The sequence below is a fragment of the Lachnospiraceae bacterium KGMB03038 genome, from assembly GCA_007361935.1.
Taxonomy (GTDB): Bacteria; Bacillota; Clostridia; order Lachnospirales; family Lachnospiraceae; genus Massilistercora.
Map to the genome: position 1 here is coordinate 1,104,948 of CP041667.1, position 21,277 is coordinate 1,126,224.

A 21,277-nucleotide genomic window follows, 5' to 3' on the forward strand; every position below is an offset into this window, starting at 1 on the left:
CTGCTGTTTTTTGTAATAAGAGGAAAGAAGGAAGGGAACGATGTTCAATAAAAGCGCTTTTGAAAAAGGAATCCGAGAATCCATAGGAGAATTTGAAGTGCAGCAGACAGCTTGGGAATGTTACCAATACACGATCGTCAATGGGAGAGATCCCTCTTACCAGTCGATCGGCTTTTTCATCGGAAACCGGGGGATGGAAGGAATCCGGATTACCTTTTATAATACCTTTCTGAAGCGGATGCAAAGCTTTGACCATATTTATCACTGGTCAGATGCTTATGAGATTCTGTATCTTGGGCTCACCAGACCGGAAGCCCTGCGGTATCAGGATGAAAACGGAGAGATCCTGGCAGTTGGCAGAACACTTGGCCGTCCGCGGTATGAGTTTACCTGGCAGCCATCTGTGGAGCAGCTGTGGGATTTTGGAGACCAGGTCATGGAATCTGCCATCCAACTGGTCCTGTGCCGCTACATCAAGAAAGTGGAATATCTGGAGGAAGAGGATCAGATCCGGATCGAAGGGCGGATCTGCCCTTGCGGAGCAGATATGACTCTGGAAAGACTGGCAGAGGAAATGCATAAAGAATTCTTTGACGGCCAGGGGGAAGACCATAAAGAATGGGCGTTCTGCAGAACCGGGTCCAGCAGGGTGGGGATCATCTGCGGAAATCCAGGCTGTTATCTGGGAAGCGACTGTATCCTGGACTTATGCGGATATTTGGAGTATGCGGCCAACCAGGAGATGTTGGCTCCCCTTTTGGAAGAGCGGGCAAAAAGGCGGGAGGCATACCGGAAGCCCTGCGGGGAGTACCAATTTACCTGGCAGCCGGAACAGGGGCTGAAGGTGGTAGACGAAAGCCGGTACTGCCTGGCCTTGCAGCTTGCCCGGCAGGGACAGATAGAGGTGGAGAAGGAACTGACGGAAGAAAATCGTGTGAAAATCTCGGCCAGCGGTCTCATCTGCGGCTTTGACGGGGAAGACGAAGTGACCACCTGCCGGATCGCGTCAGCGGCAGCGGGGATCAAAGAAGGACAGGAAAAGGATATGGAATTCACGATTCCAGTCACACGGTCCTTACAGACCCGTCTTTCCGGCGGGGCCTGTGACCGCTGCATCAATCGCTGCGTGTATTTTTACGCAGGCTATATCAAATATCTCTTGGACTGCGGAAAGGAGAACGTGATCCGGGAGGACAGGGAATGGTTCCGGCAGAATCAGAAAAACGCGGAATCCAAAATGCAGACAGAATATCAATTTATCCTGCCGGACGACTTGTTCCTGGACCAGCCGGAAGAGCTGTTTGAGGCCGCGGAGCTTCTGCAGGAGCGGAATTATGTGTCCCTGTACCGGGGAATGGCGGATGATGGGGAAGGAAATCGCAGTTTCCGGATCGAAACGGTACAGGGGATCGTTAATAGAACTTCCGATGACCTGAAAATGCTTAAACAGGAAGTTTTGGAAGAGAAGATCGATCGGACCCAGAGAATGTCCTGTTATCTCTATGATTTCAGCGCAAACTTTGAGCCGTTAAAAGCATATGTGGTCTTGGCGGGGTATATTGATTATCTGAGAAGGACCGGACGATATACGGATTATCAGAGGAAACTTGCCAGTCAAAGACTGACGACAGCGAGGGCCTTTGACAGCGCCGCCGAGGAAATCCCAAAGCTGGAGAAAGTGCTGGCGATCGCGGAAAATGAGAAAGAAAGCGGACTCTACTGCGTGATCCAGGGAGAACGGGGCGTAGGAAAGAGACGGATCGTGGAGCAGATTGCCAGATTACTGGCACAGAAAGGGAAGATCAATAGTTCCGAATATGAGATACATACATTTGATGATATGGCCTCCATCTTAAGCTACCGGGCCATGTATGACCTAGGTTGCGGAGCGGCGGAGGACCAGTTCGTGGTCTACTCCGATTTTGAGCCGCGGAAACTGTATGTGCTTACAGATTTGAAGGAATTTCTCTATAACAGCGCAAAGGCAGAAGATGGGGACAGCTCCAAGGTATCCCATCTGATCAAGCTGCTGGGAAGATACCAGCCCCAGACTTACATCGTGGTCATCGGTGAAGAAAAATATGTGGAACGGTTCCTGGAATTAAGTCCCAAGATCCGGTTTTTGTTCGAGAATAATGTGATCCCGATCGTAAACCTGACGCCGGTGAAAATGTATGAGGCGTTTGTAAGGAAGCTGTCGGAACGCTTAAAGAGCCAGCTTACAGAAGGGTTCAAGAATCGTTTCCTGGATTATATTGCCTTGAACCGCAGGTTTCTTCCCTTGGGGAATCAGGAGTTGGCGGATTATTTGGCGGATTACGCGAATAACCAAAAGGAACTCTGCCTCCCGCCGGATGTCTACCGGAAACAATCGGCGGAAGAAATGCTGGAATCTGTGATCGGCATGGAAAATGTGAAGAAAAAGACCTGCGAATTCGAGGCCTACGCCATGTTTATGAAGCGGGCCCAGATGGATGGTATGCATCTGCCGGACAGCAATATGCATATGATCTTTACCGGAAATCCGGGGACTGGAAAGACCATGATCGCCAGGGTGATCGCCCAGATGCTGTTTGACCTAGGGATCGTAAAGGAAAACCGGCTTACCGAGGTAGAAGCAAAAGACTTAAAATCCCCTTATATCGGGGATTCCGCGGGGAAAACCGGCGGAGTGATCAGCAAGGCTATGGGCGGGGTCTTGTTCATTGACGAAGCATATTCTATCGGAGATGATGCCCACGGAAAAGAAGTCATTGCCACGCTGATCAAGGCAATGGAAGATTACAAGGACCGGTTTGTGGTCATTTTTGCCGGGTACGCAAAGGAGATGCAGGACTTCCTGAATATCAATCCAGGCATTGCGTCCAGGATTGGCTATACGTTTGATTTTGAAGATTATACGGCAGAAGAACTGACCCAGATCTTTGATAGGAAGATGAAAAAGGCGGGATTTATCTACGGGCCAGAGATCTTGGACCAGGTCCGGGACATCTGCGCTTATTTCCGGGAGAAGAAAAACTATGGAAACGGCCGGTTTGTTGATAAGCTGATCCAGCGCGTGATCATAAAACACGCCTCCGCAGAAGTGGAAAACGCGGCCCTGCGGAAGATCCGGCCAGAAGATATTCCTGAGATTGAAGAACTGATCTCTACCGATGTGGTGGAGCATAAAAACTATGAAGAACAGCTTGCGGCGTTTATCGGGATGGAGCCTGTGAAAGAGAAAGTCCGGCAGTTTGCCCGGTTTGCAGAATTCCAGCAGATGGCAAAAGCCGCCGGGGCTTCGATCCCTGCCGGGAATATGCATATGATCTTTACCGGAAATCCTGGAACTGGCAAGACGGCGATTGCCAGAGTCATGGTGGAACTGCTGTATGATATTGGAGTGATCAAAGAAAATAAACTGGTAGAGGCGGAGCGCAAAGATCTGGTGGCGGGATATGTAGGGCAGACCGGCGCTAAAACGGCAGAAGTGATCGAGCGGGCCTTAGGCGGGGGCTTGTTTATTGACGAGGCGTATACCCTTACGCCCACATCGGAGAATGATTTTGGCGGGGAAGCGATCGCCACGCTTTTGAAAGCCATGGAAGATCACAAAAATGACTTGATCGTGATCTTTGCCGGATATCAAGAGGAGATGCGCCAGTTTGTCAACACCAATCCGGGGATTGCTTCCAGGATTGGAAATGTGTTTGACTTTCCGGATTATACGCCCTCTGAGCTGGCGGAAATGTACCGGACACAGATGGAAAAAGCGGGATTTGCCGTTACTGGCCAGGCCTTGGAAAAGGTTGAGATTGTGATGGAATACTTCTCAGGAAAGAAGAATTTTGGAAATGGAAGGTTTGTAGGCAAGATGGTACAGGAAACGTTCCTGATCCATTCCGGGCACGTCCGGCCGGACCAGGCCAATCTGACCGTGATCGATGGGGAGGATATTCCGGAAATCACAGATCTGACCAATACTGGGAAAAAGATGGAAAAATCCACAGAACTTGACCGCATTGTGGGACTGAGCGGCGTGAAAGAAAAGATGAAGGAGTTGGAAGCGCTGGTCAATTTTGGCATTCTCGCAAAGGAGCACGGCCTGAATGTTCCGTCCGCTAATATGCATATGATCTTTACCGGGAATCCGGGAACCGGGAAAACAACGATTGCCAGGATCATAGCGGGGAAATTGTACGATATCGGTATCATCAAAGAAAAGAAACTGGTAGAAGCGGAGCGAAAAGATCTGATCGCCGGATATGTGGGCCAGACGGCGCTGAAAGTGGGAGAAGTCGTTGAAAAGGCCATGGGAGGGATCCTGTTTATCGATGAAGCCTATACCCTGACGCCAAAGACCGAATCGGATTTTGGCGGGGAAGCGATCGCGGCGCTCATCAAAGCCATGGAGGACCATAAAGAAGACCTGATCGTAATCTTTGCTGGTTATAAGGAGGAAATGGAAGAGTTTGTAGACGCGAATCCTGGAATAGCCTCCAGAATCGGTTTTACGTTCCATTTTGAGGATTACACGGCAGAAGAGCTGTGCAAGATATTCGTGAAAAAAATGGAAGCAAACGGATTCACTGTGACGGAGAAAGCAGAAGAAAAGGTGAAAACCCTCATGCAGGAATCCCGTCATAGGAAAAATTTTGGAAACGGCCGGTTTGTAGACCGGGCGGTACAGCAGACGATCACAATACATGCCCAGAATTATACGCTGGAATCGATCGCGGTGATCGATGAAAGAGATATTCCAGATGGTGTAAAAGAAGGGTAGCGGCCAGCCGCTACCCTTTGTGACTGTTCATGGACTGCCTCAGGCAGTCCATATTTTTGCGAAGAAATCGGATAAAGGAATAGCCGCCAGTCCGGAAAACCTTGCGGAAAGCAAGCCATACAAAGACGGAAGAAGCTTCCATAAGCAGGATCCGCAGCAGAAAGTGGGGCCGGCAAAGCCCAAGCCGGCTGAGTGTATAAGACTGGAACCGGATATGCCGGGTCTCATCGTGGAGCATCTGGGCGCAGATGCTCCTTAAGGCGGGAGAGTCCACAGCGCGGGAGAGGGCGTCGTAATAGCACAGGGCGATCATTTCCGCGGTTACCAGGACCATGATCTCGCCTTTTAATCCGCCTGTTTTCCTAAGCAGCCGGAAGATAGAGTCCAACAGTGTCCGCTTCAGAGGCCTGACGCTGTAGAAATCCATATACTGGCGCAGATAGGCAGAGTGCCAGTTCTCTTCCCGGACAAACCACTGCATGGCACAAGCATAGGCTGGCTCCCGGATTTCTTTGGCAAAGCGTTCTACAGTCTCTAACAGGTGTCTTCCATCGGAACCTTCCCCTTTTTGAAAGGCCCGGATCGAAGGAAAGATGAGAGCTTTTTCTGTTTTGGTAAGGGTTGGTTCCTGGGAAAAGTCAATCTTTAAGCGGTGCTGGGAATTATGTTCAAAATACGCGTTCCATTGTGGGTAATTCCAAGAGTTCATGCTGGATTCCCTTCTCCTTTCTGGTTCTTTCTCTCTATCATAACACTTTACAAGGAAATCACAAATATTTTACGGAAGAAAGATTTCCCTCTTGTGAAGGCGGGGATACAATAAAAGATGAGGAAATGGATCCTCAGGGAAGGAGGCGTTTTGCATGGCATGGGTATGTGTCTGGATTCTGGCGGGAATCGGGTGTCTGCTTCTTGGATTCTGGTGTGCAGGGCAGAATCCAAAATGGGGAAGGAGTGTCCGGCTGGACGCGAAAGTGGAAGAGATAAAATATCACGTACAGAATGAAGGAAGCGGTGTGATCGAAGAGAATCAGTGCAGTGTCTCCGTGAGACTTTGCTTTGTCTGGAATGGAAGAGAATACAGAGAAACCAAAGAGTACCGCGGCCTTTTGTCCGCGCCGCCGCCTACGCAGCGGCAGATCCAGATTTTGTTCTGGCCAAAGGATGGACGCTGGAAGATTTGGAAAAGGACAAGACCTTACTGGCTTTTGCTCTTTCCAGGAGCTGTGTTTTCAATTTGCACCGGGATCGCTCTGGCGGTCGGAGGGCCCAAGTTCAGTCAAATGCTGGGAAGTTTTCGCTATGATGATCCCAATATAGTAGGACAGTTGTTCTATGGATCGCTTGCTTTGTTGGGAATTCTAGCCGGGATCGCCTTTGGCATTTTTTTGATTCCTTATGGATTTGGGCCGATTTTCGGGCCATTTCTATTTAAAGTATGGGAAGCTTTTGGAAGACTGGAAGAAATACAGGCAAAATGTATAGTGATTATTTTCGAGGCGTATGATAGTAATGAGGGTATGTTCTATCCGGTATTCACCTATAGGGGCTTGGAGGGGATACAGTACTGGAGAGGTCCTAAGAACTACAAGATTGGAGATTACCAGCCGGGAGCGTACTATCCCATTTACCGGCATCGGCGTACAAAGAGAATCTATTTGCGCCCAAAATGGGTCGAGGTGGTGAATGTGCCATTTGCAATCCTGAGGTTTGTACTTCTGGGAGGGTTTCTTTTGATCGTTCTGCTGACCTGTATGGCCATGCTGGGGGGCGTGATCGTCAGCCTTTAGAAAACAGATTTTATGTTTGGGAAAAAGGCACCGGAAAAATGAATTTTGGAATTGACAAATCCTAGGGGAATATGGTATAAATATCTAGTGCACAAGTGCATACAGGGGATTGGTCAAGTGGTATGATAGGGGTCTCCAAAACCTTTGGCGGGAGTTCGATTCTCTCATCCCCTGCTTGAAAAAGCCGGAAGCCTTGAAATTCAAGGGCTCCGGTGTTTTTTTTATTTTTGAAATTCCTGCTGGCTGTTTTTTAGGATGAATGATTTGCTGTCGATCGCGCGCATAGTCGCCAAAATTCCGTCAAGATGATCGTATTCGTGCTGGATGAGTTCAGACATATCATCATCCATACGCATTTCTTGTTCTTCCCAATTTTCATCCAGATAACGTAAAATGCAGTGACGGTAACGGCTGACCCGGACCAACAGGTTGGGAAATGACATGCAGTCGTCCAGCAGTTCCATGCGTTCCTCTCCGATAAATTCCAAATGCGGATTGATGATCACATAAGGCTTGTCTGTTAAAATGCAGATGAGCCGCTTTTTTATGCCTATTTGGGGCGCCGCAATCGCCCGGCCAAACCCGTATTCTTTCTGGATACCCCTGATACAGTCAAACATATCTGTAAAAACGGGGCGCAGCTGTTCCAGTTCTTCCCGTTTTACTTCTTGGGATACTTCATATAATTCAGGGTTTCCCAACAGCAGAATTTCTCGTTTCATACTATGTCCTCCTTAGTAAATTACAATTCATGATCCGCAGGCTGGAATTTGGATCACAGGACGCTGCTTAAAAATGCGCCCAGTATCAATATCACAATTCCAAGAATTGCAAAAAGTGTACCCACGATGCAGCGGATATACTGTCCACTCATTTTGATATAAGAGCAATTGGGATCTTTCTCACAATAAAGGACATGGCAGTCGCCGCCTACCGTAAAGATACAGTTTGAAGTCCAATTCGTCTTATTCGTATAACTGTTGCCGCCGATGCGGTATTCATATATGGCTCTGGCATTATTAGATGAATTCTCAATACCTATGATCTTTCCAGTCGTATGTCCCTTACATTTTGAAAATTTCATAAATGTGGGAACACAGACGATCAATCCGACCAATAGAAATAAACTTCCGATTATCCAAAATACGATCATGATATACCCTCCAGCTTTCACTCATTTTTATATACATTATACATCGGATTTCTGCTTAAAAGAAGAGACCAGATGTTCAATGATTTTTATCCCGGATTCTTCCAGAGAGCTGGCGCCGTTGCTCAGACACCATTCATACATGCTGCCCCTTATTGCGGTGACCAGGATCCTGCTGATGGTCTTGTAGGAATCTTCTCTGCTAAGTTCTCCCCTTTCCTGGCCGATCCTGGCGATATCGGCTAAGATTACGTATAGGTTTCTCTGTACGTGGATAAGACGTTCTTTGTGTGAGATTTTTAGCTGCGCGGAGTAGATCTCTGAAAGCATTGCGGGGCTGGTCTCACATTCGGTCGTTCTGAGAGAGTAGCGGCAGAAATTGACCAGCTGCTGGTCGGCGGGAAGGGACTTGTCACTATTTTCATACCAGTTTACATAGAGTTCTTCTATATGAGGAAGCCAGTAGAGCAGTAATTCTTCTTTCGATTTAAAATAATAATAAAACCCGCCTTTTGAAGTTCCGGCGGCCTGTATGATCTCGTCTACCGTCACTTCGTTATAACTTTTCTGCGCGAACAGATTCATTGCGGTCTGTATGAGCCGGTCTTTCAGCGATTTATTTGAAGTCATTTTCTGATACCTCCGGTAAATGATGAAAAAATTATAGCACAGAGAAATAGAAATATACAATAGATGAAGTGCAATAGACAGAATATTTTGTGAAAACAAAAGAGTTGACAAAAAATAAGAAAGAGTTTATGATTTTTAAAACAGACTATAGTTTGTAGTGCGGTTTGTGCTCGAAAGGAGGAAACTTATGAGCAGGAAATGGATTCGATGTGGTAAGCTGTTTGACGGAATTCACGAAGAACTTTTGGAAGGACAGGAGATCATAGTGGAAGGGAATCAGATCGTGGAGGTGGGAAAGGACCTCTATCGCGGAGGCGAAGAGGTGATCGATCTGTCTCATCTGACGGTTACGCCGGGGATGATCGATGCCCATATCCATTCGGATATTCTTGACTGGCGTGAATACTGGAAGAATATCCCATTCCGGTCGGATGCGTTCTATACACTGTCCCATCTGCACACGGCCCAGAGATCTCTTGAACGGGGATTTACGACCATCCGCTGTCATTCTGCTTCCGCAAGGGATTACGGGATCGCGGATGTAAAACAGATGATCCAGCGGGGAGCGTTTAAAGGTTCCAGACTGTGCATTGCCTGTCACATGCTGGGGACTCCGGGGAGTCATGCGGACAGCGGGCAGTCCTTTTCAGGCAATCCCCAATACGCTTTGCTGACTCAGGGGATCAATGTTGGGACGGGAGCGGATTTCTTCCGGAACGCGGTAAGAAATGAAGTGAAATTTGGAGCGGATTTTATCAAATTATTTTTATCCGGCGGCTTTTCCACTCCCAATGACGGACCAGAGGACCAGCAGATGTGTGATGAGGAGATCGAGGCGGTCATTTCTACAGCAAAGGCGCTCCATAAGCCGGTGACGGCCCATGTATACGCGCCGGAGCTGATGAACAAACTGATGGATTATGGGATCACCGGAATGGAACACGGGGCATTGATGGATGAGGAAACGGCACGGAGATTTGAGCGGACGGATACCTACCTGGTTCCTACTTTTGTACCCTATGACGACATTATTGCCGGAGATGAAGAAAGCTTGAAGAAGAAGAGTCCCCAGTTCCGCAGGAAACTGGAAATATACGGAAAGCGGCTGAAAGAAAGCCGGCAGATCATCATTGACAGTAAGATCCGTCTGGGATATGGAACCGACCTGGTGGCAGTGGATCAGTGCTATGAAAGCTGGCATGAATATGAAAGCTGGATGCGGTCCGGAATGGATCCCTACCGGATCTTGAAAGCCGCCACCAGTGTAAATGCCGGGATTCTGGGAATGGAAGATAAGATCGGGACGATAGAACCTGGAAAAGAGGCGGATCTTGCCGGCTGGCACAGAGATCTTCTGACCGATCCTTTGGCGTTAAAAGAATGTAATTTTGTGATGAAAGAGGGAACGGTATACGAAGCGGCATATCAAAACATGGATTAAGAGATGACTCTCTTAATAAAAGGAACAGGGATCTGTCGGAGCGATGTTCGCCGGCAAGATCCCTGCAGTTTGTCATAATGTAGGTAATATCAATCGTCCAAAGGCCTTTGGCCGGTTCCGGATACTATCTCTGTTACGTTTCCAAAGCCGCTGACCTCGATCTCATACCAGGTATCTCCATTTTCGATGACAAAGTCGTACTCGTTCCAGAGTCCCTCACTGCTGATGGATTCCGAGACGATCTCTCCGCCGCCGGTCTGGGCCAGAGCCGTTTCTCTGGCTTCTGACGGGGTAGCCCGCAGGAAGAAGATGGCTCCCACGGCAATAATGATAACTGCAATAACCGCCGCCGCGGTGATTCCGATGATTTTTTTCTTTGACATATATAAGTTCCTCCTTTAACGACTTGTTTTGTTTGCTATGTGTGTAGTATATACAGCAAAGATTAAAAGAAGATTAGAATTTTAATTTTTTTGAGTTGGGGCCGGGGGATTTTTAAAAATCCCCCGGCCCCAACTCAGACTGTAGACAAAGTCCCCGGTTTACACCGGAGCTTTTCTATTGTAGTTATCAACATTTCAATGATTCTTCCGGTTTTTATCAAGAAAAATCCCCTACTTATCAACTCGAAAGTTAAGCGGTGCGTTCTCTGCACATGGTATAATTATCCTATAAGGAGGGCCTGCTTATGATGACAAGAGATTCCGATAAAAAAAGAGAACAAATGATGCTGTTCAGCATGGATGACATGGTGCCAAAGGATCACATGCTCCGAAAGATTGACCGGGCAATTGACTGGAACTTTATTTACGATCTTGTAGAAGACAAGTATTGTGCAGATAACGGAAGGCCGAGCATGGATCCGGTGATGCTGATCAAAATCCCTTTTATCCAGTATCTCTATGGGATTAAAAGTATGCGCCAGACGATCAAAGAAATCGAAGTGAATGTAGCGTATCGTTGGTTTCTCGGTCTGGATATGCTGGATCCAGTTCCTCACTTTTCTACTTTTGGGAAAAACTATACCCGGCGTTTTAAGGATACGGAACTGTTTGAACAGATCTTTTCCCATATCCTCGAACAATGTATGAAGTTTCATCTGGTAGATACGTCTACCGTGTTTGTGGATTCTACCCATGTAAAAGCCTGTGCGAACAGCAAAAAGAGGCGAAAGAGGATTGCATCTCAAGAAGCTCTATGGTATGAGGAGGAGTTAAAAAAAGAAATCAATGAAGACCGCAAAAATCATGGAAAGAAACCTTTAAAAGAAAAAAAGGATGATTCAACTACACCGCCTGCAGCGGGTAGCGGCACTTCTGGTGAAAGCGGTTCTTCAGACGAGATCCCGGAAGGAGCCAAAACGCAAAAATGCAGTACTTCAGATCCGGAAAGCGGGTGGTTCCGAAAAGGCGAACATAAACATGTTTTTGCATACAACATAGAGACTGCATGTGACAAGCACGGGTGGATCTTAGGTTATACTGTGCATCCAGGGAATGAACATGACAGCAGGACATGGAAGCCTTTGTACGACAAGTTGAAAGACCTGGATATGGAGATGATGGTATTGGATGCCGGATATAAGACTCCAGCAATCGCCCGAGAATTGTTAAAAGACGGGATACAGCCCCTGTTTCCGTATAAAAGGCCCATGACAAAAGATGGATTCTTCAAGAAATATGAGTATGTCTACGATGAGTACTATGACTGCTATATCTGTCCGGCGGATCAGATCCTTACTTATCGGACAACGAACCGGGAAGGGTACAAAGAATACAAGAGCGATAAAAGCATCTGTAAAAACTGCCCTTACCTTTGCAACTGTACAGAAAGCAAAGAGCATGAAAAAACGATCTCCCGCCACATTTGGGAAGAGTATCTGGAAACCAGTGAGGATATCCGCTATACTCTCGGGAACAAAGAGATCTATATGTTGAGAAAAGAAACCATTGAGAGATTGTTCGGAAGTGCAAAAGAACAGCATGGATTTCGATACACACAATACATCGGCAACGCCCGAATGAGAATGAAAGCCGGGCTGACCTTTGCGTGCATGAATCTGAAAAAGCTGGCAAAGATTCTGGATGTAAGGGAAAGGCAGGACAAAAAATCAGGATTCTTTTTTATCTTTTATAAAAAAATATGGGAGTTGGCATTTTGGCAAAAAGAGTGGTGCTGGAGCTAGGCTCCAGCACCAACTTTGTCTACAGTCTGAGTTGGGGCCGGGGGATTTTTAAAAATCCCCCGGCCCCAACTGACTATCCGCAGTATTTTGCCATATCTTCTTCAAAATGCCGGATCTGGGTTTCCAGAGAATCCCGCTCAGCCTCGGTAAGGTTTTCTTCAATGGCGGTCAGATCCTGGCGGATCTTCTCTGGATTATAGGGTACTTCCAGAGCAAAATCGCTGTAGGCCCGGATTTTCTGGAAATACATATTCGTATCGGGCTCTTCCTGGCCCTGGCGGCACATCTGGTACATGGTCACGCTGTCGGCGGCATCAGTATCGGTACATGGTTTGCAGATCCATTTTCCCATATAGTAATAGCGCCCGCTGATTTCATAGATAAAGCCGGAAAGTGTCAATAAATGTTCTGTCAGCATATGTATGACCTCCTTTTCTAGTTACACAGTAGCAGAAATAGAATAGAAAAGCAAGGCGCCTGAAGGGAATGATGAAGTAAACGAATTGTCAGTTGAAATGAAAAAGATCGTCCCCAAAATGATGTGACTTCAGACTTGTTTTCTTAATCATACAACTGGCGTTTCTTTTTTTCAAGATTATAGATTCCCGATCTGTTCCCGGATGGCAAGGATCTTACGTACGGTGGAATTTCCAGCCAGAGTCCCATGCAAAGCCTCCGCATACCGCTGTACCTCTCTCTGTTTCGTTGTATACTTTTTCCTCTGTGGTTCATCGATCATTCCGTCTGTCCCTGTTGCCGCACATGTTTCCAGCTCCCGCTTCCTTCGGTAATTCACAAGGTCAATCACTTTTTCCCGTCCATAATTACGGATAAAACAACGCAGCTTGCACATCCGGTCTGAACCCGTCTCACTCCATCCCATAGGTCTTGAACTCATCCGCTCAGATAAAACGCTGCTCACATGTCCTTCCGCGCTGCATCCCAGCACATGCTTATCATGGAATGCCCTCTGGATATACTCCCAGTTTCCAACAAGATACGTCCTGCAGTCTTCTACCGCGCGGTCGCTCCCTTCACAATGGTTCCGGATCCGGGTCAGGAGCTTTTTGGCTGCCAGAAGCTTATTTTTATAAATATACTTATAGAACCGTCCTTTTGTGACCCCTTCTTCATCCAGCATATACCCGGCTACCCGGTTGATATATTTCATCAGATGAAACCGGTCTGCCACGAGTCTGCTTTTACCTACATAGTTGGCAGCCGCACGGATCCAGCTCCCGCCATCGCTGTTGATATAAACACATTTCAGTACGTCCAGATCATAGTGCCGCCGGATATAAGCATCTACAGATTCCCACAGGGCGGCATTCTGATCCGATCCCGCATAAAGTCCTCCAAAATAGAACGGTGAGATCAGCTTTCTCCTGCCATTGCAGATCTCTTCTTTTCCTTCAAAGAGATAGACCAGCTTGCCGATAAAGCATCCCTGTTCATATCCATCTTTCTGCCGATGGATATGATCCTCATCCGCTTCGATATAAAGGTATTCGCAGGCCTTCTTTTCCTTTGGCGGTTCTTCCATCTCCGGGATCTCTTTTTCGATGGAGTGGACTTTGTTCATTACCGTCGTCTTTGTGATCGTCTGCCCATTTGTCTTTATTGATTCCGCGGCATGCTGGTAAGAATGGACTTCCGCTTCATTCAAAAGCTTTGCTTCTGCCGCTGCTGTAAATCTTTCTCTATCCGGCAGGTGCATCAGTTCATCCAGGAGGCACCGGATCTTTCCTGTCTGGTCTTTATACAGGGTATGCGTAAAGGTAATATCTCCTACAATGGAGATCAATGTCCTCTGTCTGCTCCGCTGCACAGTATAATTGTCCTTGCGTATCCCGCTGTCACGGATCATCTGGTCGGCATTCGTCAGTGCCAGACCGATAAAATCTGCCGCCATCTGATTACTCAGACTGCTGACCGTTTCCTCAAAAGTGGTAAATGAATCCAGGTGTTCCAGAAATTTCTCTTCCGCATTAAGTAAACCACTGACAAGAGTATTGATTAATGTTATAATATCCATGAGTATTGGACTCCTTTCGGTTTTTGTTTTTTTCGTCGAAATCATTATACCTCAAGGAACCAATACTCTTTTCATTTATTTTTTGTCAACTGACTATTTCTTTACTCCAACGAAGGGAATCACCTTTTGGAAATACTCACATATATTGAAGGTAGTATCGTATCGAAGGGAGCAGCTTTGATTATGCCTGACAATGAGAGAACCAGAGAAGGGGAGGATATTATGATCCTTCCTGAATATCCAGATATGGGAATCCCGGAAACAGATCCGCAGGAGGATGTGCCCGCCTCTCCTTATCCAGATCCAGACAATCCGTTTCCAACGCCGTCCCTGCCAGGGAAGCCCCCCGCCCCCCAGCGTCCGCCTGCGGACAGTACGCCGTCTTTGCCGGGAAATGGAGGAACTGGAACCGGACAGTGGCCGCCCATTACCATTTACCCGATCCCGATCCTGCCCAGTCCCCAGGGAAACCGGAGAAGGTATTGCACTATCCGGTTTCTGAATGCGGCGGTAGGATATGACAGGATCCATATTTCCTTGGGAAATCAAAGGATGGTAAACAGCCTTGGCTATGGAGAACTGACGTCCTACTTTATTGAACGCTCAGGGTTTCGGGACATCCGTGTGATGGACGGGATGAATCAGGGCAGCCTGCTGTCTGTTGATACGTTTCTGCTTGCGGAAAATGAAACGTACACAGCGGCGTTTGTAAATGGGGTAAATGGGCCCTCGATGTATCTGATGACAGATTATTCCTGCGCGGACCGCTATCAGAGGACTTCCTGCGTGCGGGTGGCGAATCTGTCTTATAACGCCCAGACGCTGGATGTGTCGGCGCAAAAAGGAGAGGTGCGGTTTGAAGACCTTACCTTTAAAACGGTGTCCACATATAAAAGGGTCCTCAGCGGCAATCAAGAGTTTGTGGTGACGGATGCTATCAGCGGCATTATGATATTCCATGTAAGACAGCAGATCCAGGCGGATCGGGCATATACTATGTATATTATTGGAAATGCTTACGGAACGCCGCCTCTTGAGGGGATTTTCGGCGAGAACTATTCCAGGCTGGAGGGATAGGTTGACAATAACGCTTGTTTATGGTATTGTACTTCTTGATCAGTTTAGAATCGGGAGTGTGAAATTTTCCATGGACGAGAGTGCCGAAGACGACACTGAAACAGTCTGTTGTATGTATTTATATTGTTTATACAGAGGTATAGCCTGTACTCGGATACGAATATAGGCTGTACCTTTTTGCGTCTATTTTGATCAAACATAGAAAATGGAGGAAGAAAGAAAATTATGATAGGTTCAATTCTGTTGCAGGTTGTATTGATTTTCCTGAATGCAACCTTTGCGAGCGCGGAGATCGCGGTGATCTCCATGAGTGAAACGAAATTAAAGATGATGGCGGAGGAGAAGGATAAACGGGCGATGAAGCTGTTTGCGCTGGTGGAACAGCCGGCGAAATTTCTGGCTACGATCCAGGTGGCGATCACTCTGGCAGGACTCTTAGGGGGCGCGTTTGCGGCGGATAATTTCGCGGGGCCTCTGACAGATCTTCTGGTCAGAGCGGGAGTGACGATTCCGGAGAATGTATTGAATTCCATTGCGGTGGTTGTGATCACGCTGGTCCTGACTTACTTTAACCTGGTGTTTGGGGAATTGGTCCCCAAAAGGATCGCTATGAAGAAGACAGAGGCTATGGCCCTTGGAATGTCCGGCCTGCTGTCCTTTGTTTCTAAGGCGGCGGCTCCGCTGGTATGGCTTTTGACAGCTTCTACCAACGGAATCCTGCGGCTGATGGGGATCGACCCAAATCAGGACGAGGACACTGTGACAGAGGAAGAAATCCGCATGCTTCTGGTGGAAGGCAACGAGAAGGGGATTATCCCCCAGGAGGAAAATGATATCATCCAGAATGTATTTGAATTTAACGATACTTCTGTGGAACAGATCTGTACAAGACGTCGGGATGTGATCTATCTTTCTCTTCAGGACGACATGGAAGAGTGGGAGAAGATCATTTATGAAAACCGCCATACCCACTATCCTGTCTGTCGGGAGGGCCAGGAAGACATTGTGGGCGTGCTGGATACGAAAGATTATTTCCGGCTGAAGGATAAATCCAGAGAAAGCGTTATGAATTCAGCGGTAGACAAGGCGTTTTTTATTCCAGAGATCATGAAGGCCAATGTGCTGTTTGCGAAGATGAAGCAGACACGCAATTATTTCGCGGTGATCGTAGATGAGTACGGCGGCCTGTCCGGGATCATAACCCTTCACGACTTAATGGAAGCCTTGGTAGGAGATCTGAGGGAACTAGAAGAACCTATAGAACCGGAAGATATTGAGAAGCTGGATGAAGGAGTTTGGAAGATTCAAGGATGCGCGGATCTGGAAGATGTAGCGGAAGAGTTGAAGATAAAATTAGATCTGGAGGACTATGATACTTTCAGCGGTTATATCTGCGGAGAAATAGGACGGATACCAAGCGATGGGGAAAAATTCCATATAGAAACAGAAGAATTGTCTATTGATGTGAGAGATGTAGAAAATCATGTGATCAAGGAGACGATCGTAAGATTGAAATAATCGGAATTGTTTCCGAATTGTAGTTGGGGCCGGGGGATTTTTAAAAATCCCCCGGCCCCAACTGATGAATTACGTATCCACCAGTGAGGGATGCCCCGATGTAGCATAGGATTCCCCCGGTATTTCCAATGGTTTCCGCGATTTGACAGAATATTTTCTGTGTCATGTCATAGTAGGGACTGATGTAGAACATGTTGATAGGGCCATATTGATGAAGGAAAAGATTCAGCCCTGTGGCGATCAGACAGCAGGTGAGGTAGCAGACAGCGGCGCCGGCGAACCCGCTCCTATCTTTGTTCTTCCTGCGGATATATCCTGCGGAAAGCCCAATCCCGATCAATGCGAAATGCCAGGCGTAGGAGTGGATGGTCAGCGGAGCGCAGCCGTAATGCATTCCGCTGGTATCGCAGAAAGCAAAGATTCCGCCCAAGAGACCAAAATCCATCAAGAAAGACAAGAAAGCCTGATACAGCCTGGGGGATCTGATCCAAGGAAGAAGGAGACAGATATACATGGGCGTGCTGCATAGCTGGAAGGGGAAATACCACCAGTTGTAAACGCCGTTATTTAGTTGATATGTGATACACCACTGTTTCCAGATCTCGCTTGCGAGCAGGACCAGTCCGCAGCACAGGAAGAAATATCTTTGTTTTTTCATAATTGACTGCCTCGATATCAGTGTGTCTTAGAATGTATTTATTATACACCTGGCGCAATAAATGTGCTATAATACAAATACTGTGCCCGCAGAGGGATGGGAGACAGCATACAATAAGAGATGAGGTGGAAATATGCGGACGAAAAATGCGTGTATGCTGATATTGACAGCATTTATCTGGGGGACGGCTTTTGTGGCCCAAAGTGTGGGAATGGATCATCTTGGCCCGTTTACCTTCAACGGTGTGCGGAATCTGATCGGAGGAGCGGCTTTGCTTCCCTGTATCTTTTTCCTGGAAAGATGGAACCGGAAGGATCAGAAGAAGGAATCAGGGCAGGAAGTCCCCGGTACGAGAAAGGATCTGATCACAGGCGGAATCGCCTGCGGTCTTCTGCTTTTTGCGGCCAGCAGTCTTCAGCAGATCGGCCTAGTCTATACATCGGCTGGAAAGGCAGGGTTTATTACGGCTTTTTATATCGTGATCGTACCGGTGCTGGGGATTTTTCTTCATCAGAAAGCAGGATGGAAGATCTGGGCGGCGGTGGCGGCGGCGCTTGCTGGTTTATATCTTTTGTGTATTACCGATGGTTTTTCGGTCAATATCGGAGATTTCTATGTGCTTCTATGCGCATTGTTGTTTTCCCTGCATATCCTGGTGATCGATCATTTTGCGCCGAAGGTAGATGGGGTAAAAATGTCCTGTATCCAGTTTTTTGTATGCGGGATCGTTTCCCTGGTCCCAATGTTTCTATGGGAAGAACCAAGAATAGAAGGCTTGCTCTTAAGCTGGTTTCCTCTTCTGTATGCGGGAGTGCTTTCCTGCGGTGTGGCTTACACCCTGCAGATCGTGGGGCAGAAGAATGTGAATCCAACGGTGGCTTCTTTGCTTTTGAGTCTGGAGTCCTGTTTCTCTGTTCTGGCTGGATGGATTATCCTTGGGGAACGGCTGTCGCTAAGAGAGGGAGCAGGGTGTATTTTGATGTTTGCGGCGATCGTGCTTGCACAATTGCCGGAGAGAAAGGAGAAATTGCAGTATGAATAATTATCCGCTGATTCTTAAAATGATGGAATACTATGCGGGGCGTCCAAAGCAGATCCAGCATTTTATGAAAGTGTACGCCTATGCGAAACTGATCGGGGAGATGGAACACATTTCGCCGGAACTCCAGAGGATCCTGGAAACGGCCGCGATCACTCATGATATTGGTATCAGAGCCAGCGAGATAAAATATGGAAATTCCAGCGGAAAAAATCAGGAGTTAGAAGGTCCGCCGGAGGCGCGGAAAATGCTTTGGGAACTTGGGTATGACGAAGAACTGATCCAAAGGGTATGCTATCTGATTGGCCATCATCATACTTATCAGAAAATCGATGGTATAGATTATCAGATCTTGGTTGAAGCTGATTTCCTGGTCAATCTGTATGAAAACGGAAATGATTCTCAAGCGGTAAAGACAGCTTTGGAGCGAATTTTTGTGACGGAGACAGGAAAAACTTTGTGCAGGACAATGTTCGGTATACAGGAACCCCAAATAGACAAGAAGGGAGAAATATCATATGGTACGAGAAATTAAGAAAGAAGATTATCAGCTCTATATGGATTTAAGCCGTGAATTCTATGATTCCGACGCGGTGCTCCACTCTATTCCAGCTTCTTACAGGGAAGAGACTTGGAAGGAAATGATGCGTTCAGAAGAGTTTGTCAAAGGATATATTCTGGAAAAGGACGGGATCGAAGCCGGGTACGGGCTGACCAGTTATACCTTTTCCCAGGAAGCCGGCGGAAGAGTGGTCTGGCTGGAAGAATTATATATCCGTCCTGAATATCGTTGCCATGGACTTGGAAAAGAGTTCTTCCGGTATGTGGACGAAAAGGTAGCCCCCACGGTGAAACGGCTTCGGCTGGAGATCGAACCGGACAATCTGCGGGCGAAAAAACTGTATCTTGCTATGGGTTATAAGGATCTGCCTTACGTCCAGATGATCAAAGAAGCACAGGAGGATTAGAAGATGAGATTTGTAATTCAGAGAGTATCGGAAAGCGAAGTGAAGGTGGACGGAGAGATCCTGGGAAAAATCGGGAAAGGATTCATGGTGCTGGTCGGAGTCAGCGACAGTGATACAAAGGAGACCGCGGACAAAATGATCCGGAAAATGCTTGCTCTTAGGATTTTTGAAGATGAGCAGGGGAAAACAAATCTTTCACTGGAAGCGGTGGAGGGAGAACTTCTGCTGATCTCTCAGTTTACTCTGTATGCTAACTGCAAGAAAGGAAACAGGCCAAGTTTCATTGGAGCCGGAGCGCCGGATATGGCAGAAGAGATGTACGAGTATATTATCAGTAAGTGTAAAGAACAGGTTCGTGTCGTAGAAAGAGGAAGATTTGGGGCGGATATGAAAGTCAGCCTTGTTAATGACGGGCCGTTTACCATTATCCTGGATTCAGATACATTGTAGAAAAAGACCAGGCGCCGCAGCAGTCTTTTGGCTGTCGGCGCCTAAAAAGAGGAAAAGATTAAGTCTGTGCATAGAAAAACGCACAGGAAATGTAAAAAATGATATCCAAAAAGAAATAATTACAATAATAAAACAACTGCGGGGAAAAAATTAAGAAACCAAAGAAAAATCTGATAAGTTTGAACGATATGAGTAGAAAACTATTAACTGATGGAAATATAATATCATAATCTGAAAAATATGTAAAGGAGAAAAACGGGAAAATCTCGTTTTTCTCCCAGGCAAGGCCTACTTCATAGCGCCGCCTGTCAGTACGGAACGTACATGGTCAATTTCCTGCTGGGTTGCCTTTGCGGCGGGAATATAATAGCTTTTCTCCCGCGCGATCTGATAAAGCTTTTCCTGAGACATTTCACATTCATTGCGCAGCTGCTTCAAACACTGCTTTAATTCTTTGTTTTCTGTCTGAGGGATCATTTCCCCATATCTTACAAGTTCTCCATTTACGCCGGCCAATGCATCTGCTACCATCGTTTTGTCGTCTAACATTGTTCTTCCTCCTACAAAAATTTTAAAAGATCCTGTTTGTTTTTCATTGCGCAGTTTGCCGCATCCTGAAAAAGTTTTTTTACTTCCGGGTCCTTTGCCTGCGCGGCATAGTCGTTCATTTTACAGTGGGATGTCTCATAGCCCCCGATCAGGTGGCGAAGGTTCTGCAGATCTAAAATTGATATTTCGGACATTGTCTTTCCTCCTTTAAGAACAATTGTGGTTTTTCGGGATTAGTATGTGTCAAAAAGAGGAAAATATGTTAGATCAGAGTTAAATTTTTCGCGCTTTCCGATTGACGGACAAAATATTGGAAGAGTTTCCCCATTTTATTATTTCTTTGATACATACATTCCGGATGCCATTGGACGCCTGCCGCAAAAGAATGGGAGGCAGACTCAATGGCTTCTATGATTCCGTCCGAAGCTACCGCGGTCGGTTTGAGGTTCTGTCCAAGTTGTCTCACGCATTGGTGATGAAAGCTATTTACAATCTGATGTTCTCCAAGAATGTTATATAGTATGCTATTTTTTGAAATGATGATTTTATGGCAGGGGTCGGAACGGCTGTCAGAGATCTGCATATGTTGAAGGGAGGAAGCGTCCCGCAGGGAAAGATCTTGGCAGATCGTGCCTCCAAGAGCCAGATTAAGGATCTGCATCCCTCTGCAGATTCCAAAGACCGGAAGTTTTGTCTCCAGCACATGGCGCATGAAACTTAGATGGAACCAATCCGTGTCCCAATTAGTCCTGCCCTGGGCAGTCAGAAGATCTTCCCCAAACAAAAGCGGGGAGACATCATCGCCGCCGCAGAAGAGAAATCCATCGCAAAGGTCAGTATAAACAGAGAAAGATGATTCTTTGGCGCAGGGGATGAGAACGGCAGTGCCTCCCGCCGCTTCAACGGCTTTAATATATGTGTCTGTGACAAACTGTCTCCCGTTGTGATAGCCGCAGGAGATGATCCCGATGATTGAAGTCATAAAAATCCCTTTCATAAACTGAATTTGAAGAGTATACTGA

At 46.9% G+C, this 21,277-nt stretch carries 20 protein-coding genes, 1 tRNA gene and 1 pseudogene; 11 read left to right on the forward strand and 11 right to left on the reverse strand.

Annotated elements, in window-relative coordinates:
- Nucleotides 1-40: 40 nt before the first annotated feature.
- Entirely contained in the window at nucleotides 41-4,765 is a 4,725-nt protein-coding gene (locus FND36_05310; GenBank protein QDW73509.1) for an AAA family ATPase, read from the forward strand.
- A 10-nt stretch (nucleotides 4,766-4,775) separates the two neighbouring features.
- Here the strand turns inward: FND36_05310 and FND36_05315 are convergent, their stop codons facing one another.
- Nucleotides 4,776-5,474, reverse strand: a complete 699-nt coding sequence (locus tag FND36_05315; protein ID QDW73510.1) for a hypothetical protein — start codon at nucleotides 5,472-5,474, stop codon at nucleotides 4,776-4,778.
- Nucleotides 5,475-5,628: 154 nt separating this feature from the next.
- Here FND36_05315 and FND36_05320 point away from each other — a divergent pair, with 154 nt between their 5' ends.
- Together FND36_05320 and FND36_05325 are read left to right on the forward strand one after the other, a co-directional pair.
- Nucleotides 5,629-6,555 (forward strand): hypothetical protein, encoded by a 927-nt coding sequence (locus FND36_05320; protein ID QDW73511.1) that lies wholly within the window; start codon nucleotides 5,629-5,631, stop codon nucleotides 6,553-6,555.
- Nucleotides 6,556-6,658: 103 nt separating this feature from the next.
- Nucleotides 6,659-6,729: transfer RNA gene (locus FND36_05325), tRNA-Trp, on the forward strand.
- A 47-nt stretch (nucleotides 6,730-6,776) separates the two neighbouring features.
- Here FND36_05325 and FND36_05330 read toward each other — a convergent pair.
- The 3 genes from FND36_05330 to FND36_05340 are packed head-to-tail and all read right to left on the reverse strand — an operon-like array spanning nucleotide 6,777 to nucleotide 8,335.
- Nucleotides 6,777-7,277 carry a peptide deformylase gene (locus tag FND36_05330; GenBank protein ID QDW73512.1) on the reverse strand — a complete coding sequence of 167 codons (501 nt, stop codon included), beginning with the start codon at nucleotides 7,275-7,277 and terminating at the stop codon, nucleotides 6,777-6,779.
- 53 nt (nucleotides 7,278-7,330) lie between these two features.
- Entirely contained in the window at nucleotides 7,331-7,708 is a 378-nt protein-coding gene (locus FND36_05335; GenBank protein QDW73513.1) for a hypothetical protein, read from the reverse strand.
- A gap of 36 nt (nucleotides 7,709-7,744) precedes the next feature.
- Nucleotides 7,745-8,335, reverse strand: coding sequence for a TetR/AcrR family transcriptional regulator (locus tag FND36_05340; protein QDW73514.1), 591 nt, complete (start codon nucleotides 8,333-8,335; stop codon nucleotides 7,745-7,747).
- Between the two features lie 187 nt (nucleotides 8,336-8,522).
- Here FND36_05340 and FND36_05345 point away from each other — a divergent pair, with 187 nt between their 5' ends.
- Nucleotides 8,523-9,776, forward strand: a complete 1,254-nt coding sequence (locus FND36_05345; GenBank protein QDW73515.1) for an amidohydrolase family protein — start codon at nucleotides 8,523-8,525, stop codon at nucleotides 9,774-9,776.
- Between the two features lie 89 nt (nucleotides 9,777-9,865).
- On the opposite strand, the gene FND36_05350 is transcribed toward FND36_05345, so the two are convergent.
- Entirely contained in the window at nucleotides 9,866-10,159 is a 294-nt protein-coding gene (locus tag FND36_05350; protein QDW73516.1) for a hypothetical protein, read from the reverse strand.
- A 299-nt stretch (nucleotides 10,160-10,458) separates the two neighbouring features.
- Between FND36_05350 and FND36_05355 the strand changes: the two are divergent.
- Nucleotides 10,459-11,856, forward strand: a pseudogene (locus FND36_05355) (IS1182 family transposase).
- Between the two features lie 178 nt (nucleotides 11,857-12,034).
- Here FND36_05355 and FND36_05360 read toward each other — a convergent pair.
- Both FND36_05360 and FND36_05365 read right to left on the reverse strand, forming a co-directional pair.
- Nucleotides 12,035-12,379 (reverse strand): hypothetical protein, encoded by a 345-nt coding sequence (locus FND36_05360; GenBank protein ID QDW73517.1) that lies wholly within the window; start codon nucleotides 12,377-12,379, stop codon nucleotides 12,035-12,037.
- Nucleotides 12,380-12,556: 177 nt separating this feature from the next.
- Nucleotides 12,557-14,041: an ISLre2 family transposase gene (locus tag FND36_05365; GenBank protein ID QDW73518.1), complete on the reverse strand. Its 1,485-nt coding sequence runs from the start codon at nucleotides 14,039-14,041 to the stop codon at nucleotides 12,557-12,559.
- A gap of 138 nt (nucleotides 14,042-14,179) precedes the next feature.
- Between FND36_05365 and FND36_05370 the strand changes: the two genes are divergently transcribed.
- Entirely contained in the window at nucleotides 14,180-15,073 is an 894-nt protein-coding gene (locus FND36_05370) for a DUF4397 domain-containing protein (GenBank protein ID QDW73519.1), read from the forward strand.
- Between the two features lie 225 nt (nucleotides 15,074-15,298).
- Complete coding sequence (locus FND36_05375) at nucleotides 15,299-16,591, forward strand: HlyC/CorC family transporter (GenBank protein ID QDW73520.1); 1,293 nt, start codon at nucleotides 15,299-15,301, stop codon at nucleotides 16,589-16,591.
- A gap of 40 nt (nucleotides 16,592-16,631) precedes the next feature.
- Here FND36_05375 and FND36_05380 read toward each other — a convergent pair whose 3' ends face one another.
- Nucleotides 16,632-17,249, reverse strand: coding sequence for a YwaF family protein (locus FND36_05380; GenBank protein QDW73521.1), 618 nt, complete (start codon nucleotides 17,247-17,249; stop codon nucleotides 16,632-16,634).
- 133 nt (nucleotides 17,250-17,382) lie between these two features.
- Here FND36_05380 and FND36_05385 point away from each other — a divergent pair, with 133 nt between their 5' ends.
- The 4 genes from FND36_05385 to FND36_05400 are packed head-to-tail and all read left to right on the forward strand — an operon-like array spanning nucleotide 17,383 to nucleotide 19,706.
- A complete protein-coding gene (locus tag FND36_05385) occupies nucleotides 17,383-18,291 on the forward strand; it encodes a DMT family transporter (protein QDW73522.1) in 909 nt (302 codons plus the stop codon).
- Nucleotides 18,284-18,823 carry a phosphohydrolase gene (locus FND36_05390; protein ID QDW73523.1) on the forward strand — a complete coding sequence of 180 codons (540 nt, stop codon included), beginning with the start codon at nucleotides 18,284-18,286 and terminating at the stop codon, nucleotides 18,821-18,823. Before FND36_05385 ends, FND36_05390 begins: the two co-directional genes overlap by 8 nt.
- Nucleotides 18,807-19,256, forward strand: coding sequence for a GNAT family N-acetyltransferase (locus FND36_05395; GenBank protein QDW73524.1), 450 nt, complete (start codon nucleotides 18,807-18,809; stop codon nucleotides 19,254-19,256). Before FND36_05390 ends, FND36_05395 begins: the two co-directional genes overlap by 17 nt.
- 3 nt (nucleotides 19,257-19,259) lie before the next feature.
- Nucleotides 19,260-19,706, forward strand: a complete 447-nt coding sequence (locus FND36_05400; protein QDW73525.1) for a D-tyrosyl-tRNA(Tyr) deacylase — start codon at nucleotides 19,260-19,262, stop codon at nucleotides 19,704-19,706.
- 288 nt (nucleotides 19,707-19,994) lie between these two features.
- Here the strand turns inward: FND36_05400 and FND36_05405 are convergent, their stop codons facing one another.
- The 3 genes from FND36_05405 to FND36_05415 all read right to left on the reverse strand — a co-directional run bounded on the left by FND36_05405 (nucleotide 19,995) and on the right by FND36_05415 (nucleotide 21,237).
- Nucleotides 19,995-20,255 carry a spore coat protein gene (locus FND36_05405; GenBank protein ID QDW73526.1) on the reverse strand — a complete coding sequence of 87 codons (261 nt, stop codon included), beginning with the start codon at nucleotides 20,253-20,255 and terminating at the stop codon, nucleotides 19,995-19,997.
- 11 nt (nucleotides 20,256-20,266) lie between these two features.
- Nucleotides 20,267-20,449, reverse strand: coding sequence for a hypothetical protein (locus FND36_05410; GenBank protein QDW73527.1), 183 nt, complete (start codon nucleotides 20,447-20,449; stop codon nucleotides 20,267-20,269).
- A gap of 68 nt (nucleotides 20,450-20,517) precedes the next feature.
- Nucleotides 20,518-21,237, reverse strand: coding sequence for a gamma-glutamyl-gamma-aminobutyrate hydrolase family protein (locus FND36_05415; protein ID QDW73528.1), 720 nt, complete (start codon nucleotides 21,235-21,237; stop codon nucleotides 20,518-20,520).
- Nucleotides 21,238-21,277: the final 40 nt, after the last annotated feature.